Source organism: Oceanobacillus sp. CFH 90083 (assembly GCF_009389585.1).
Lineage (GTDB): Bacteria > Bacillota > Bacilli > Bacillales > Amphibacillaceae > Oceanobacillus.
The window spans coordinates 131,934-148,441 of sequence record NZ_VIYG01000010.1; the positions used below are offsets into that span (position 1 = coordinate 131,934).

Genomic DNA, 16,508 nt, shown 5'->3' on the forward strand with positions numbered 1-16,508 from the left:
AAAATAATGTTCGTATTTTACATTGACGTTTGTTTTTTTAACTGATAAAATAACAAATGGTGAGTAAAAACCAAATGATGATAAGTGATTGTTCTGTCATGAATAAGCATGATCGCAAAGATAAAGAAAATCATGCAGGACAAGAATCTTCATATATAAAATCAATCTTGGAGGTGCACCATGTCCTCAGTAGTAGTTGTAGGTACGCAATGGGGAGATGAAGGGAAAGGTAAAATTACTGATTTCCTATCTCAAAATGCAGAAGTAGTTGCTCGTTATCAAGGCGGAAATAATGCTGGTCATACGATTAAATTTGATGATGTAACATACAAGTTACATTTAATCCCATCTGGAATTTTCTTTAGCGAAAAAACATGTGTTCTTGGAAACGGAATGGTTATCGATCCAAAAGCATTTGTAGAAGAAATTGCTTATTTACATGAGCGCAATGTTTCTACAGACAATCTTCGTATCAGTAATCGTGCGCATGTAATTCTTCCATATCACTTGAAGCTGGATATTCTTCAGGAGGAAGAGAAAGGCGTAAATAAAATCGGTACGACGAAAAAAGGAATCGGTCCTGCTTATATGGATAAAGCCGCACGTGTCGGTATCCGCATTGCTGATTTAATGGATAAAGAAGTTTTCCGTGATAAGCTGGAGCAGAATTTAAAAGAAAAGAACCGTTTATTTGAAAAAGTATATGAGGCTGACCCAATTCAGGTAGAGGATATTCTGGAGGAATACTATGAATATGGACAGCAGATGGCTCCTTATGTAGTAGATACATCTGTGGTTTTAAACGATGCAATCGACGAAGGTAAACGTGTATTATTTGAAGGTGCACAAGGGGTTATGCTTGATATTGACCAGGGTACGTATCCGTTTGTAACGTCTTCCAACCCAATTGCTGGTGGTGTGACGATTGGTTCTGGTGTAGGTCCTTCCAAAATTAATCATGTTGTAGGTGTATCGAAAGCATATACAACACGTGTTGGTGATGGTCCTTTCCCAACGGAATTACATGATGAAATCGGCAATCAAATCCGTGAAGTCGGCCGTGAATACGGTACAACGACTGGGCGTGCACGCCGTGTGGGCTGGTTTGACAGTGTTGTTGTCCGTCATGCACGCCGTGTGAGTGGAATTACCGATTTATCTCTAAATTCTATTGATGTATTAACAGGTATTGAAACATTAAAAATCTGTGTTGCCTACCGTTACAAAGGGGAAATTATTAAAGAATTCCCTGCAAGCTTAAAGGCATTAGCGGAATGTGAACCAGTTTATGAAGAGATGCCGGGCTGGACAGAGGATATTACAGGAGTGAAAACATTGGATGAACTTCCAGCCAATGCACGTCACTACTTAGAGCGAATTTCGCAATTGACAGAAATTCCATTATCCATCTTCTCTGTAGGTCCAGATCGTTCGCAGACAAACGTAGTAAGAAGCGTATATCGTCCGTAATAACATAATGAAACATAATAAAAGGAGCTGAATCTCATCATCAGCTCCTTTTTGCATGGAATGAAAAATATATCCAAATTTTTCCGTTTCCTATCTTTCTGTTCTGCCTACAAGACATAAAGGCAAATTTACGTTAAAATAGAGGGAAGGCATCTATGTATAAATTTGATTTTATAAAGATTTGCTATGATTAAACAGGCTATAAATGAAACTTTTTATCCATTATAGAAAAAATCAATAATAAAACATCGCTGCTCACGATAGGAAATGTGAATATTTAAAATGAGAACAATAAAGAAATTTATCACGAAAAAAGGATGTGCAATCAATGAGTCAGAAAATATTAGTTGTTGATGATGAACAGCCAATTGCAGATATATTACAGTTTAATTTAGAAAAAGAAGGTTACCAGGTGGTGGTGGCAAATGATGGAGATACAGCGATTCAACTCGCAGAATCAGAGCGTCCTAATCTGATTCTATTAGATATTATGCTCCCTGGAAAAGACGGAAATGAAGTATTGCGTGAGGTGCGTAAAACACAAAGCATTCCTGTTATTATGCTGACTGCAAAGGATGCAGAAATTGATAAAGTACTTGGATTAGAATTAGGTGCAGATGATTATGTGACCAAACCATTCAGTAATCGTGAATTAATCGCGCGTGTAAAAGCAAACCTGCGTCGTGAAAATGTTCCGGCAGACGAGCCGTCAAAAACAACGAAGGATATTGTGATTGGTGATTTAATCGTTCATCCAGATGCTTACGTGGTTTCCCGCAAAGGGGAAGAGATTGAATTAACGCATCGTGAATTTGAATTATTACACTATCTGGCACGTCATATTGGACAAGTTATGACACGTGAACATTTATTAGAAACCGTATGGGGCTACGATTATTTTGGAGATGTGCGTACAGTCGATGTTACCGTTCGGCGTCTGCGTGAGAAAATTGAAGAAAACCCAAGTAACCCACTGTGGATTGTGACAAGAAGAGGTGTTGGGTATTATCTGCGTAATCCTGAACAGGAGTAGGGCATAATGAATAAAGTTGGTTTTTTCAGGTCGATCCAGTTAAAGTTTATTATTATTTACATCCTGCTGTTAATTTTAGCTGTACAAGTAATTGGATCTTTTTTTACAGACCGTTTAGAAGAGAATCTGATGGATACGTTTAAAAACTCTGTTACAGAGCGTGTGGAGATGCTGAGCTACAACCTGGAACAGGCTTTTATCAGAGATCGTTCAGAGGAAGATAATAGCTTAGAACAGGAAATTCGAGCAATTATTGATGATGTGAATACAGAAAATGTAGCGACAACCATTTATGTTTATGATCGTCACGCCCGGATTTTAGGGACAAACCAGATTGACGAGCAGGAAGAGGTTGGAAAGAAGTCTACAGATATTAATGTACAGAATACCATATTATTTGAACAATCCCAGAAAGATACGTATTTTGACCGGCAAACAGACAGCAGGGTACATGTACATGTGGAGCCGTTAATTGGAAATGAAGGTACAGCAGTTGGAGCCATTCAGTTTACTGCTTCTCTGGAGCAGGTCTATGATCAAATTGAAGGAATTAATAATATCTTTCTTCAGGGCTCTGTTTTAGCAATCAGCATTTCTGCTATACTGGGAATTCTGGTGGCACGTACGATTACCAAGCCCATTAAGGAAATGCGTGAACAAGCACTGATCATGTCCAATGGAGACTTTACACAGAAATTAGATGTCTATGGACGGGATGAGATTGGGCAGCTGGCAGAAACCTTTAATGATTTGAACAGCAGGCTGAAGCACTCCTACGCGACGATTGAAGAAGAACGGAGGAAGCTGAGCTCGGTTCTGTCCTATATGAGTGATGGTGTTATCGCAACAGATCAGACGGGAGCAGTAACTTTAATGAATGACGCTGCGGCCCGAATGATTGGATCAAATCCGGATGATATGATTGGAGATGACATCATCGATGTACTGAATCTGGAAGAAAAAATTGTCGATATTAGCAAGCTGCCGGATAGCGGTTCAATGATTATTGATTTTAGTGATGAAGAAACACCATTTATTATCCGTGCGAACTTTTCAACCGTTGTAGATGAGGAAGAAGAAGTGACTGGTTTTATCACGGTAATTAGTGATGTTACCGAACAGGAAAAAATGGAGCAGGAACGCAGAGATTTTGTATCGAATGTATCCCATGAACTTCGTACACCGCTGACGACGATGAAAAGCTACTTAGAAGCCCTGTCAGATGGTGCCTGGGAAAATAAAGAAATTGCACCGCGCTTTTTAGAGGTTACGCAGAAGGAAACAGACCGGATGATCCGTATGGTAAATGACCTGCTGCAGCTATCTAAAATGGATTCCGATGAATTGCCGATGCATAAAGAAAGAACAGAATTTATGAATTATGTGCACCAAGTTCTGGATCGCTATGAAATGAATCTGCCGGAAACGATTACGTTAGAGCGTCATATACCAAAAGGGAAATCATTTGTATGGATGGATAAAGATAAACTGACGCAAGTCTTTGATAATATTATTACCAATGCTTTTAAATACTCGCCAGAAGGTGGGAAAGTACGTGTAAATCTCGATGTAAGACGTCACATGGTTATCGTCAGCATTCAGGATGAAGGAATGGGGATTCCATATGATAAGCTCGATAAGATCTTTGAACGTTTCTACCGTGCTGATCGTGCCAGAAACAGAAAGCTCGGTGGAACAGGACTCGGTTTAGCGATTACGAAAGAGCTTGTTGAAGCCCATCACGGAAAGATTTGGGCGCAAAGTAAAGAAGGTCGCGGAACAACTATTCTATTTACCTTGCCACTCATGGGATCGAAGCGGGGGAGAGGCAAATGAAATTAGAGACGGCAAAATCTTTATTGCTGATTATTTTAATTGGGACAAGTTTAATTCTCACATTTGGAATGTGGAATTACCGTGCGGAGTATGAACCATTGAATGATGTGGAATCGATTGATGAAGCCGATTTAGGCGGTGAAACAAAGGATGTAGACGATGTTATCAAGCCTAATAATATTGTTTTTAAAATGAATGGACAATTTTTTAGCTATGCAAATCCAGCGGACAGCATGCAGCTGTTTGAAGATATCCAGCGTTGGAAATTGACGGATATACAAAACAGAGCAGCAGAAGACGATAGGGAATCCGGGGCAGAAGCAGAGATTATTTTCCCGACAGAGGTTCCGTTATCGTTATTTGATTCTATTTTAAATGTCGATAATACGCTGAGAAGCAATACGAATTTCTATGTAGATCGATTTTATATTGCATTAAATGAAGAGACTGGGGTATTACAAGTTCAATTTGTTTCAACAGATGGAGAAGAAGTTGTGGAAGGAACCATTCATTCCACGGAGCACTACGAGCGATTACTATCGATATTCAATGAGCTGGATGACGAAGCATATGAGGAAAGAGAATTAATTTCAGGCACAGCGAAAGATATTTATATTCCAATAGAAGCAAAATCAATGAAATCTTTTACGTATACTTTTGATACAACGGATGCTGTTACAATTAGAAATATTATGTTCACCAATCCTAACGTAGTAAATATATCTGAATCAGCTCCCGGATCAATTATGTACCGGACGGATAATAGACAGTTAAATATTTCGAATCATGGAATGAGATTTATTGATGTGGCGGAAAGAAATAATGAACCGACCGATACCAATGTGTTGCGGCAAAGCATGGAAAAGATCAACGAGCATAAAGGCTTTACAGATGATTATCGCTTAGAAAGCTTTACGGAGGATAGCATCGCTTATCGTCTGTATCGATTTCAATATCCCGTTGTGAATAATTCGTATATGGATTTATCGATGATTTACCAGGAATGGCAAAATGATCAGTTAAGTGAATATAACCGCTCTTTAATATCGCTCGATACAGTTATTAATACCTCCTCAAAAGAGTTGAGGAGCGGCAATGAAATTATATTGAGCATCCAGCAAGGTGAAAATGCAGCGGATATTGACGATGTTCAGATTGCATATCGTTTAACAATTGGTTCAAACGAAAATGGTGAGGACTATGTGTTATTAGAGCCCAATTGGTATCAGCGCATTGATAACAGCTGGTCCACGGTACCGGAGATAAATGCAGATACACAACAAAACTTAGAAGGAGGAAGTTGAGAATGCAATGGTCACATATTAAAACGCTGTTTATTCTCAGTTTCCTGGTCTTAAATATTTATTTATTATTTCAATTTATTAGTAAACAGCAGGATATGAATATTCCGGAGCTGGAGGTTGCTGATATGAATCTGGATGAGGAGCTGGAACAGGAACGGATTACAGTTTCTGCAGATGTTCATTTTGAAATTCCGGATTTGAGCTATATTTCTTCCTCACAGAAGGAATTTTCCCGTACAGAAATCAGCGAGTTAAATGATATAGATGATATAAATGCTGTAAGGAGTAAGGACAATCAATTATTAGCAGTGGAATTCTCTTCTCCATTGGAAATTCCGGAAGATATAGAGCCGGGCGCTTTGTCTGAACTGGTCAGACCTTATGTTTTAAATGCATCAGAATTCAGCTTCGGTACATGGAATCGTGATTTAAATATTATTGTCTTTTATCAAAATAAAGAAGGTTATCCGATTTATTTAAATCAGCATGCGATGCTAACGTTTTATGTGAATGATGATAGAGAAATTACACATTATACGCAAACCATGGTCGGTGATGCCGATGTACAGGAAAGTACCAGCTTAAATGCACCAATGATTGCCATTGGTTCTCTGCTTCACAATCGCTATTTAAATTCGGAAGAAGACGTGTCCAATGTTGAATTTGGCTATTATTCCAGGATTGAGGATGAAGGGGAAGGGACGCAGGTATTTGCGCCAACCTATAAAATAACGGTAGATGATGAAAATGATTACTTTGTCAATGCCGCCGAATCCTTTACCTATCCGGGGAATTATACCGGATACCTTGTAAAGATGCTGGAGGAGAATTATTTACGAAAGCTTTATGTAATGTTAGCTGAGGATAGCAGGATAGCAGATGATCTTAGTTCGATGATAGAGGATAAGATTGAGCCTTATAGGAGTGAGCCGGAATGACTTTACGTTTTAGTGTGCTTGCATCAGGCAGCACAGGCAATGCATTTTATATAGAATCAGAACAGCAGCGCCTGTTAGTAGACGCTGGATTGAGCGGAAAAAAGATGGACGGGCTTTTTCAGAAGATTGATGTAGACCCGGCGCGTCTGGATGGGATTCTTGTCACGCATGAGCATAGTGATCATATTAAAGGTCTGGGTATCTTCGCCCGTAAATATAATCTTCCTATCTATGCAAATGAGAAAACATGGCAGGCAATGACCGGTTCTATCGGTAAACTGACAATCGATCAAAAATTTCAATTTGATATGGAATCTGTCCGCAGCTTTGGAGATATAGATGTCGAATCTTTCGGTGTATCTCATGATGCAGCAGAGCCGATGTTTTACACCTTTCGCAATAATGGACAAAAGGTAGCACTTGTTACTGACTTAGGCTACGTATCTGAACGGATCAAAAAGACAGTTGAAGACGCGGATGCCTATATATTTGAAGCAAATCATGATGTAGAGATGCTCAGGATGGGGCGCTATCCCTGGAATGTAAAACGGCGTATCTTAGGGGACTCCGGACACGTTTCCAATGAAGATTGCGCTCTTGCCCTGACAGATGTGATTACAGATCGCACCAAGCGAATTTACTTAGCTCACCTTAGTCTGGATAATAATATGAAGGACCTGGCACGGATGTCTGTCAATCAGATTTTAACTGAACGCGGAATAGACATAGAGCTGCATGACACAGATCCCGAAGCACCGACACCATTATATGATGTTGGCGGCGTAAAAGAGCGTGTATAAGCGAAACAGAAAAATAGAACAAAGAGCTCTTCATTTGGGATAATAATTTCATTTATGCATAAACTGAAATTAGCTCCCAAATGAGAGCTTTGTTTGATTTTGCTGTTAGAAGATGCATTTTTCATACAGCCGAACCATTATTGTAAATTACAATTTAGCGTTTAATCATAAATAAGTTTCGGGAATACTTAGATAAATTCTTCCACCACTTCATTTTCTAACAAAAACCTGATGAATGCATAAGGAGAAAGGTATATGGAATATAATGACCAATCGAATCAGCCACACAAAGAAAACAAAGGAAAATGGCTTGTCCCATTATTGTTAGGTATTATTATTGGCGGAATACTTGTGTTACTTATTAATCCCGATTTTCTGCAAGGTGAAAGTGAAAATACGGAGCAAATAAGTCCTGCTGAGGAAAAGAATAACGGGGAGACTCCTTCTGGCAGTAATGGCAATGCCACCACAGATCAGCCCATGCAGATAGATGTTTCCACACAGCTGACGGAGATTATTGAACATGTCACGCCGGCTGTTGTCGGTATTACCAATATTCAACAGAATGTTTCGTGGGGAGCTGGTGCGGACGGTGTAGAAGCCGGGACAGGGTCAGGTGTTATTTATAAGGTAGAAGATGGTGAAACGTATATTGTCACGAATCATCATGTTATTGAAGATGCCGATGCTGTAGAAGTAATTATGCATGATGAGACGCATTTGGAAGCAGAAATTATTGGAAGTGATTTATTTACAGATTTAGCAGTACTCAAAATGGATAGTGGAAATGAAGATACGGTGATGGAATTAGGTAATTCTGAGAATTTGAAGGTAGGAGAGCCGGCGATTGCGATTGGGAACCCATTAGGAGCATATTTATCAAGTACCGTGACCCAGGGCGTGATTAGCGGAACAGAGCGTACCATTCCAATGGATTTTAATTTTGATGGTCAGCCTGATTGGCAAGCGGAGGTTATTCAGACAGATGCAGCGATTAATCCAGGAAATAGCGGTGGTGCATTAATTAATTTATATGGACAGTTAATTGGGATTAATTCCATGAAAATTAATGAAGAAGCAGTGGAGGGGATTGGCTTTGCAATCCCGATAAATAGTGCCCTCCCTGTGATTCAGGAGCTGGAGGAAAGTGGGGAAGTCATTCGGCCTTTCTTAGGTGTGGAAATCTATTCGATTGAGGAGCTGCCCCAATATGAGTGGAGAAATACATTACAGCTGCCGGTGGAAGTAGATGGCGGTGTGTATGTATGGAGTGTGGAAAATTTATCCCCAGCGGACAAAGCCGGTATGGAGCAATATGATGTGATTGTAGCATTGGATGGTCAGTCTGTGTATAATACGATTGATTTGCGAAAGATTCTTTATGAAGATAAAGATGTTGGTGATATGGTAACCATAGACTTTTATCGGGACGGCGAGCTACATCAAGCAGAAATGAAGCTGGAGGCTCAATAAAAGAGGACGTTCAAAAAAGAATGGATAGATAAGCGAATCCATTCTTTTTTGTGTATTGTTATCCACAGAATCTAAAAATTATACACAAACGGTGGATAAAAAATAAGTGAATTTCTATATTTGGTGTGGAAAATATGTTCTTATACTATATAACTGCGAACGTTTGTGCATATGTGGATATAATTGTGGATAATGTGAGTTTATCCATATGCTATAAACAGGATTTTTGAATTACACAGATGTTGTCCACAATTGGATGTGAGAAAGTTAAGTGAAGGATTCTGTTTCCTTGCGCTGCGTCCAAAGGAAGATAAGGAGTATCAGTAATGTAATGTCTAATCGGGATGCAAACAGAAATGCAAATATGCCATCACCCGTCAGGACAGGAAGTTTTGTAAAAAAGAGTGCACCAAACATAATAAAAATAAGCGGAATGATTGATATGTGGATAAAAATTCTCCCGATTAATAATAATCCCGCCATTACTTCAAAAAGCGCTACGAAGAAATAAACATAATTAGATAAAGGCACGCCCATTTGCTCAAAACTGCTGACCATGGAAAGGTCCACAAATTTCATCAGCCCGGAAACAAGAAATACAAACCCCACGACGTAACAAATAAGCTTCGTTGGTTTCATGTGAAACATTCCCCCCTTCTTTTTTATCGTATGCAGGAAGCAGGACAAACTTTCCCAGAATATGAGGATTAACATATTGTTTTCATACGAATTTAAATATATAATTCATTCATATGTGCTTTATCATTTTCATCATAGAAAAGAAAGGAAGGGTAGAAATGCTGCGTCAATTTTTTTCATACTATAAGCCTCATAAGCGATTATTTATTATAGATTTCTCAGCTGCCGTAATTGTGGCGCTGCTTGAATTGGCATTTCCTGTAGCGGTGCAATGGTTTATCGATCAATTACTGCCAGGGCAAGACTGGAATACAATTGTAGTTGTTTCGATTTTATTGTTGCTTGTGTATATCATCAGCACTTATTTACATTATATTGTGGCCTATTTAGGACATACGTTGGGTATTAATATAGAAACAGATATGCGCCGTGATTTATTTTATCAGGTGCAGAGACAATCATTTCGTTTTTTTGATAATACGAAAACAGGCCATATTATGAGCCGTATTACGAATGATTTATTTGATATAGGAGAGCTTGCCCATCATGGCCCGGAGGATTTCTTTATCTCGATTATGACATTCTTAGGTGCTTTCTTTATTATGTTTACTATTAATCCCGTTTTAGCACTGATTGTACTGATTACCGTACCAATTTTGATTTTCCTGATTACATTTGGAAATATTCGTATGAATAAAGCATGGGGACAAATGTATGCGAATATTGCCGGAGTAAATGCAAGAATAGAGGATGCAGTTTCCGGTGTACGTGTTGTACAATCCTTTACAAATGAAGCATTTGAGAAGGAGCGTTTTCAAGAGAATAATGAGAAGTTCCGCCGCGTGAAGGTCGGTGCCTATAAAGTAATGGGGATTGTCCATTCGAATATTTTCCTGCTGATGCGGTTAATGACATTGCTTGTCCTGGTGATAGGTGCCTGGTTTACTTACACGGACCGCCTCAGCTATGGGGAATTGGTCAGCTTTATCTTATTTGTAAATGTACTAACCACACCGATTAATAAAATTACAGCACTTTTAGAGCTGTATCCAAAAGGAATGGCCGGCTTCAAACGTTTTTCAGATATGATGGCAGTAAATCCGGATGTGGAGGACAAGCCGGATGCTGTTGAGGTCAGTGAATTAAAAGGTGATATTCGTTTTAATCAGGTGAGCTTCAGCTATGATAAAACGAAAAAACCGGTACTAAATGACATTAGCTTTCGGATTAAGCCTGGAGAAACCGTAGCTTTTGTCGGTCCTTCCGGAGCAGGAAAAACAACGATTTCTGCATTAATCCCGCGATTTTATGATGTGAACGAGGGAGCGATTACGATTGACGGGATGGACATCCGTGATATGACAAAGGAATCCCTCCGCCGTAAAATAGGTGTTGTGCAGCAGGATGTATTTCTATTTACAGGAACCCTGCGCGAGAATATTGCTTATGGAAATTTAGAAGCTACCGACGAAGAAATTGAGCTTGCGGCCAAGCGTGCCCATATGGAAGGTTTTATTAACGAACTTCCAGACGGCTATGAAACACAGGTTGGCGAAAGAGGTCTGAAGCTGTCGGGAGGTCAAAAGCAGCGTATTGCGATTGCTCGTATGTTCTTGAAAAATCCGCCGATTCTTATTTTGGATGAAGCAACCTCTGCACTTGATACAGAGACAGAAATGATTATTCAAAAAGCATTGAACGATCTGGCAGTTAACCGTACGACCATTGTGATTGCCCACCGTCTTGCTACTATTAAAGAAGCAGACCGTATTATGGTCGTGACGAAAAAAGGAATTGAAGAAGAAGGAACACATGAGGAGCTTTTGCAGAAGGATGGTATCTTTGCCCATCTGCATGGTGTACAGATGAAATAATGAGACAGGCTGTGCTGAGCGCAGCCTGTTTTTTAGACGCTGCCATCATTTCCCGGGCAATAAATACACTTGACTATTTAGCATAAAAACATAAAAACAGCAAAAACTAAGGCTAAATAGGAGGTGGAACCATGAATCGAAGTTATCGAGTGTTTATCATGATCGGCATCATTATCATTCCTTTACTGATTGGAACCTGGGTAAATGCAGAAGAGCCAGAATATGCAGAATGGGGACAGGTTGCGATGAAAGAAGTGAAAGCAAAATATCCGCAAGAGAAAATTGTCGATTATCTGCATGTAGGCAGACAAACAAAAGGGGAAGAAACGGCCGAAACATTTAAGCTATGGTTAGTTGGAAAAGGAAGAGAATTTGGTGTTATTATTGATATTTATTTCAAAACCGATACAAAAGAAATTGTTGAAATAAAAATGAGGGAAACGAAGAACTAAAGCAATTTTATACGCTCATTCATGAATGAGCCCATTCTCTTGCTAAAAGGCCATATACGACTAAATCTTCATAATGATCATATAGCCATTCTCCCTGCCTGATAATACCTTCCTTTTGGAATTTGAGTCTTTCAGGAATAGCTCTGCTTTTCTTATTATGAGTTGCAGCACGGATTTCAACCCGGTTTAACCGCAAAGTATAGAACGCATAATCAATCATGACCTGGACAGCTGAAGTCATAACACCCTTTCCCTGATATATTGGATCTAACCAATAGCCAATAGACGTGGAGCCATTTTGCCAATCAATGAAATTATAATTCACACAGCCAATCAGTTTTTTATCCGCAAAAATACCGATATTCAAGGATTGTCTGCGCTCGGCACTTTGCAGACATAAATCAATAAAAGCCAAACAATCGGCGGGCTGTCTGGTTGCCTCTATCCAGGGAAGCCATTCGGCAAGCTTTTCTCTGGAAGCTTCTACAGCCATAAACAGTGCATTTGCATCATTCAATTGCAGCTGACGTAAAGTAATACGGTCATCTATTTTATAGTGAAACATCGTTCCATCCCCCATATTCATATTTCCATCCTTATTCTCTCCCTACATCATACGTTATTTACGACCAGATGTTTAATTATTCGGTGAAAATGTATTACAATAGAGGGTAATATATATGAGAGGAAACATTTGTATTTATGGTAAAATAGCTTTAATCACAAAAAATACAATTCATGGGGAGTGTATAGTATCAGTGAGGAGCAGGCTTTTGGATGCTATCGATGCCTATGCGGTGGGGATAGAAAGAACCTCTCCACGGAATGAAGGTTCACTTTATTTATGGAAGGAAGAAGGATGGTACATGAGTGAGGAAAACGTCACAAGGATCCATTTGAATGGAAAAGAATATATATTAATTGGAACAGCCCATGTTTCCAAAAATAGTGCCGAGCAGGTCAAGGAAGTGATTGAAAGAGAACAGCCTGATGCGGTATGTATTGAATTGGATGAGCAGCGTTTCCAATCGGTGAAGGATAATAATAAATGGAAGAACACAGATATTTTTCAAGTTATCCGCGATAAAAAAGCAGTCATGTTATTAATGAACTTGGCAGTTTCCTCCTTTCAGAAGCGGATGGCTAAGCAATTTGGCATCCGGCCGGGAGAAGAGATGATACAAGGCATCACATCTGCGGAAGACACAGGTGCTGAGCTTGTTTTAGCTGACCGCGATATCCAGATTACATTTTCCCGTATTTGGGGGAATATCAGTTTTAAAGGAAAAGCAATGCTGTTAATGCAAGTGTTTGGCAGTATTTTCAGCAGAGAGGAAATTTCGGAAGAAGAATTAGAAAAAATGAAGCAGCAGGATACCATTAATGCGATGCTGCAGGAGTTTACAGAGTATTTTCCAGACCTGAAGAAACCGTTAATTGACGAACGGGATCAGTATTTATCACAAAAAATTAAAGATGCTCCCGGGAAGAAGATTGTAGCCATACTTGGTGCAGCGCATGTTCCCGGTATTACCAAAGAAATTGAAAAAGAACAGGATTTAGAGCAATTACGGGTACGTCCGCCCAAGCCAAAGTGGCCAAAAGTAGTCGGCTGGACGATTCCTATTTTAATTATTGGAATCATTGCTTATACATTTATGATGAACCCGGCGGCCGGCTGGCAGCAAACGATAAGCTGGGTGCTCTGGAACGGGTCTCTCTCAGCAATCGGTGCCTTTGTCGCCTTCGCACATCCATTAGCTGCACTGACCGCATTTGTCGCAGCCCCGTTCACATCGCTGAATCCATTGCTTGCAGCAGGCTGGTTTGCGGGCTTCGTACAGGCATATATTAAGCGGCCCAATGTAGGAGATTTTGATTCTTTAGCCGATGACGTGCATTCTGTAAAAGGTTTTTGGAATAATAAAGTAACACGCATATTGCTTGTTGTTGTATTTGCCAATATCGGAAGCTCCTTAGGAACATTTATAGGTGGAGCGGATGTTATCCGGGTGTTTATTCAGAATTTATTATAAGTATATAGGTTATTTGGAAAAGATAGTTTTCAAAAGGTGGAGAGCTATTTTTTCCGCTCTACATAAAATAGAGTATGATAAAACCAATATTTATTTAGGAGGAATTTACTTGTGATCATTGCGATCATTTTTTTACTATTTGTTTCTTTTTTCTTTTCAGGGAGTGAAACAGCTCTCACGGCGACTAATAAGGTAAGACTGCAGGCAAAAGCAAATGATGGAGATAGAAAGGCAGAAAAATTGCTGCAGCTTGTTTCCAAGCCAAGTGAATTTATTACTGCGATTCTGATCGGAAATAATGTGGCAAATATCCTGCTTCCAACATTGGTTACGATGCTGGCAATTGAATATGGCTGGCATGTCGGTCTTGCCTCAGCGATTCTGACGGTTACGATTATTGTATGCTCCGAGGTGCTTCCTAAATCTGTCGCAGCCAGCTTCCCGGACCGGATTGCTGCTCTCGTATTTCCAGTAATTCGTGCTGTGGTATTTATTTTAAAACCGATTACATTTTTATTAAATGGCTTGACAGGATTGGTTACCAGAGCCCTTTCAAAGGGAGAGGTGCAGGCGGAATCTGTGTCCAAAGAAGAACTGCGGGCCATTGTGGATATTGCTGATGCAGAAGGAGCTTTTCAAAAAGAGGAATCCTCACGAATCCGCGGCGTATTTGATTTTTATCATTTAAATGTAAAGGATGTTCTAAAAACCCCGCGTGTCGAAATTGTCGGCTTAGCGTGTGAAGCGAGCCATCAGGAGGTTAAAGAATTGGTTCTCTCCAGCCCTTTTACGAGATATCCTGTTTTTGGCGAGGATGTCGATGATATTATCGGCATTTTTCACTCTAAATACTTAATTGCCTGGAGCGATAATAAAGAAAAAGCACTCGAAGATTATAGTGATATGGATCCGCTTCGTGTATATGAATTTAATAATATTGAACAGGTATTCCGTAAAATGCTGGAAGAAAAGAAGCATATGGCTATCGTTTTAGATGAATATGGCGGGACAGAAGGAATCGTTACACAAGAGGATATTATTGAAGTGATGATAGGACAGGAAATAGAGGATGAGATGGATATAGAGGCAGATGCTCTGATAGAAAAGCAGACAGACACGGAAATGATTTGTGATGGAAAGATCACGCTGCACCAGCTGAATAATACCTTTGATACAGATATTCCTGAGGAAGATGACGTGCTTGCTGCCTATATTCTTAGAAACTTTTCTACGTTCCCGGCAGAAGGAGATGTTCTGGAAAAGGAGAACCTGACCTTTCGCATCCTGAAAATAGATGGGCGGTATATTAAGCGGGTGCAAATTATTAAATAAATAGCTGATAAGGCGCTCTGTTCTGTCTCACTTCTCTGTTTGTGGAATTAGCTTAGTCTTCGTAAAATGCCACCAGCTCGTTTCTCCAGTGTCTTATGGCAATATGACAAAATTCGTAACAAAGTGATTTCCTATAGATGAACCTGTCTCTTTCGTACAGAATTCGTTATAATGTAAGGAAAGAAGCAGGACAGAGAGGAGTGCGATGCTTTGAAGTCGATCAGTGTAAAGAGCTTAGTAAAAGAATTTCAATTGGAAGTGCTTGCTGGCGGAGATGAGCTGGACCGCACGATCAAAATGGCCAGGACACATCGCCCTGGCTTAGAGTTTATTGGCTACTTTGACTTTTTTCCAATGGAACGTGTACAAATTTTAGGGAAAAAAGAAATTAACTTTTTAAAGCAGTTGAATATTGAAGAACGCAAGGAGCGGATTGATCATGTGGTGAGCTATCATCCGCCATGCTTTATTGTGACATCAAATCAGGATGGACTGACCTATTTAACGAAATTCTGCCAGGAACAAAACATCCCGCTTCTCCGTACAGCAGATACGGCGGTTGATTTTATCGCCAAGGTAGACAACTATCTGACACGCAAGCTGGCAACGGAAATTGCTGTGCATGGCGTCTGCTTGAATGTCTCTGGTATCGGTGTTTTAATTCGTGGAGAGTCGGGTGTCGGTAAAAGTGAGCTGGCACATACCTTAATTGGACGCGGGCATCGTCTGGTTTCGGATGACATCGTGATTTTGAAAAAGCTGAGTCATCAGACGATTCTCGGCACACATAATGACATCAATCGTGAATTCCTTGCCCTTCGCAGTGTCGGTCTCTTAAATGTGGTCCGTATGTACGGGAGAAAAGCGTTCCAGGATGAATCACGGATCTCCCTGGACATCGAACTGACAAAATGGGAGAAGAACGATCTCAATAATGATTTGGAGCTGAAAACAGATTATGAGGATTATCTGGGTGTCCAGATTCCACGGATTGAAATTCAGCTCCAGCCAGGACGGGATGTAGCTGGATTAGTAGAAGCAGCTGCGAATAATTGGTATCTGCAGCAGCAAGGGTATAAAGCTTCTGCAGAATTTATGCAGCGTGTGCAATGGGAGGAAGGAGACGATTGATTCGTTTTCTTTATATAAAAAGGAGGGGAGAACGCCAGTGTGTTTCTCTCCTCCTTTTTAATGGTGAAGAGTATTTCGTTTTTCTTTTTCAAAGATTGACATAATGGTAAGGGTGTCTGTGCATCATTGTGCACCTCTTTTTATAAATAATACGTTCATCCCTCTTTCTTTTTTTCTAAAAGTATGTCAT

14 protein-coding genes are annotated in these 16,508 nt (G+C 39.9%); 12 read left to right on the top strand and 2 right to left on the bottom strand.

Annotation, left to right across the window (positions count from 1 at the left end):
- The first annotated feature begins 180 nt into the window (after positions 1 to 180).
- The 7 genes from FLK20_RS15465 to FLK20_RS15495 all read left to right on the top strand — a co-directional run bounded on the left by FLK20_RS15465 (position 181) and on the right by FLK20_RS15495 (position 8,854).
- Positions 181 to 1,470 carry an adenylosuccinate synthase gene (locus FLK20_RS15465; protein WP_152657495.1) on the top strand — a complete coding sequence of 430 codons (1,290 nt, stop codon included), beginning with the start codon at positions 181 to 183 and terminating at the stop codon, positions 1,468 to 1,470.
- A gap of 328 nt (positions 1,471 to 1,798) precedes the next feature.
- The gene (gene yycF / locus FLK20_RS15470) at positions 1,799 to 2,503 is read left to right on the top strand and encodes a response regulator YycF (RefSeq protein WP_152657496.1); all 705 of its coding nucleotides are present in this window, start codon (positions 1,799 to 1,801) and stop codon (positions 2,501 to 2,503) included.
- A gap of 6 nt (positions 2,504 to 2,509) precedes the next feature.
- Positions 2,510 to 4,339, top strand: a complete 1,830-nt coding sequence (gene walK, locus FLK20_RS15475) for a cell wall metabolism sensor histidine kinase WalK (RefSeq protein WP_152657497.1) — start codon at positions 2,510 to 2,512, stop codon at positions 4,337 to 4,339.
- On the top strand, positions 4,336 to 5,643 hold the full coding sequence (locus FLK20_RS15480) for a YycH family regulatory protein (protein ID WP_152657498.1): 1,308 nt from the start codon (positions 4,336 to 4,338) through the stop codon (positions 5,641 to 5,643). The genes walK and FLK20_RS15480 overlap by 4 nt, the downstream gene beginning before the upstream one ends.
- Before the next feature lie 2 nt (positions 5,644 to 5,645).
- On the top strand, positions 5,646 to 6,581 hold the full coding sequence (locus tag FLK20_RS15485; RefSeq protein WP_152657499.1) for a two-component system regulatory protein YycI: 936 nt from the start codon (positions 5,646 to 5,648) through the stop codon (positions 6,579 to 6,581).
- The gene (locus FLK20_RS15490) at positions 6,578 to 7,381 is read left to right on the top strand and encodes an MBL fold metallo-hydrolase (protein ID WP_152657500.1); all 804 of its coding nucleotides are present in this window, start codon (positions 6,578 to 6,580) and stop codon (positions 7,379 to 7,381) included. The genes FLK20_RS15485 and FLK20_RS15490 overlap by 4 nt, the downstream gene beginning before the upstream one ends.
- A gap of 255 nt (positions 7,382 to 7,636) precedes the next feature.
- The gene (locus tag FLK20_RS15495; protein WP_152657501.1) at positions 7,637 to 8,854 is read left to right on the top strand and encodes a S1C family serine protease; all 1,218 of its coding nucleotides are present in this window, start codon (positions 7,637 to 7,639) and stop codon (positions 8,852 to 8,854) included.
- Between the two features lie 267 nt (positions 8,855 to 9,121).
- Here the strand turns inward: FLK20_RS15495 and FLK20_RS15500 are convergent, their stop codons facing one another.
- On the bottom strand, positions 9,122 to 9,493 hold the full coding sequence (locus tag FLK20_RS15500) for a DoxX family protein (protein ID WP_152657502.1): 372 nt from the start codon (positions 9,491 to 9,493) through the stop codon (positions 9,122 to 9,124).
- A gap of 158 nt (positions 9,494 to 9,651) precedes the next feature.
- On the opposite strand from FLK20_RS15500, the gene FLK20_RS15505 reads away from it, so the two are divergent.
- Both FLK20_RS15505 and FLK20_RS15510 read left to right on the top strand, forming a co-directional pair.
- Positions 9,652 to 11,367 (top strand): ABC transporter ATP-binding protein, encoded by a 1,716-nt coding sequence (locus tag FLK20_RS15505; RefSeq protein WP_152657503.1) that lies wholly within the window; start codon positions 9,652 to 9,654, stop codon positions 11,365 to 11,367.
- Positions 11,368 to 11,498: 131 nt separating this feature from the next.
- The gene (locus tag FLK20_RS15510) at positions 11,499 to 11,819 is read left to right on the top strand and encodes a DUF3889 domain-containing protein (protein WP_152657504.1); all 321 of its coding nucleotides are present in this window, start codon (positions 11,499 to 11,501) and stop codon (positions 11,817 to 11,819) included.
- 19 nt (positions 11,820 to 11,838) lie between these two features.
- Here the strand turns inward: FLK20_RS15510 and FLK20_RS15515 are convergent, their stop codons facing one another.
- On the bottom strand, positions 11,839 to 12,384 hold the full coding sequence (locus FLK20_RS15515; RefSeq protein WP_152657505.1) for a GNAT family N-acetyltransferase: 546 nt from the start codon (positions 12,382 to 12,384) through the stop codon (positions 11,839 to 11,841).
- A gap of 301 nt (positions 12,385 to 12,685) precedes the next feature.
- Between FLK20_RS15515 and FLK20_RS15520 the strand changes: the two genes are divergently transcribed.
- The 3 genes from FLK20_RS15520 to hprK all read left to right on the top strand — a co-directional run bounded on the left by FLK20_RS15520 (position 12,686) and on the right by hprK (position 16,318).
- Positions 12,686 to 13,855, top strand: a complete 1,170-nt coding sequence (locus FLK20_RS15520) for a TraB/GumN family protein (RefSeq protein WP_152657530.1) — start codon at positions 12,686 to 12,688, stop codon at positions 13,853 to 13,855.
- A gap of 111 nt (positions 13,856 to 13,966) precedes the next feature.
- A complete protein-coding gene (locus tag FLK20_RS15525) occupies positions 13,967 to 15,187 on the top strand; it encodes a hemolysin family protein (RefSeq protein ID WP_152657506.1) in 1,221 nt (406 codons plus the stop codon).
- Between the two features lie 210 nt (positions 15,188 to 15,397).
- Complete coding sequence (gene hprK / locus FLK20_RS15530) at positions 15,398 to 16,318, top strand: HPr(Ser) kinase/phosphatase (RefSeq protein WP_152657507.1); 921 nt, start codon at positions 15,398 to 15,400, stop codon at positions 16,316 to 16,318.
- The last annotated feature ends 190 nt before the right edge of the window (positions 16,319 to 16,508 follow it).

Bases quoted from the DNA above. Each gene is read 5' to 3' on its own strand.
- yycF (WP_152657496.1), top strand. From the start codon at position 1,799: ATGAGTCAGAAAATATTAGTTGTTGATGATGAACAGCCAATTGCAGAT.
- FLK20_RS15495 (WP_152657501.1), top strand. From the start codon at position 7,637: ATGGAATATAATGACCAATCGAATCAGCCACACAAAGAAAACAAAGGA.
- walK (WP_152657497.1), top strand. From the start codon at position 2,510: ATGAATAAAGTTGGTTTTTTCAGGTCGATCCAGTTAAAGTTTATTATT.
- FLK20_RS15480 (WP_152657498.1), top strand. From the start codon at position 4,336: ATGAAATTAGAGACGGCAAAATCTTTATTGCTGATTATTTTAATTGGG.
- FLK20_RS15520 (WP_152657530.1), top strand. From the start codon at position 12,686: ATGAGTGAGGAAAACGTCACAAGGATCCATTTGAATGGAAAAGAATAT.
- FLK20_RS15505 (WP_152657503.1), top strand. From the start codon at position 9,652: ATGCTGCGTCAATTTTTTTCATACTATAAGCCTCATAAGCGATTATTT.
- FLK20_RS15510 (WP_152657504.1), top strand. From the start codon at position 11,499: ATGAATCGAAGTTATCGAGTGTTTATCATGATCGGCATCATTATCATT.
- FLK20_RS15465 (WP_152657495.1), top strand. From the start codon at position 181: ATGTCCTCAGTAGTAGTTGTAGGTACGCAATGGGGAGATGAAGGGAAA.
- FLK20_RS15485 (WP_152657499.1), top strand. From the start codon at position 5,646: ATGCAATGGTCACATATTAAAACGCTGTTTATTCTCAGTTTCCTGGTC.
- FLK20_RS15500 (WP_152657502.1), bottom strand. From the start codon at position 9,493: ATGAAACCAACGAAGCTTATTTGTTACGTCGTGGGGTTTGTATTTCTT.
- FLK20_RS15490 (WP_152657500.1), top strand. From the start codon at position 6,578: ATGACTTTACGTTTTAGTGTGCTTGCATCAGGCAGCACAGGCAATGCA.
- FLK20_RS15515 (WP_152657505.1), bottom strand. From the start codon at position 12,384: ATGTTTCACTATAAAATAGATGACCGTATTACTTTACGTCAGCTGCAA.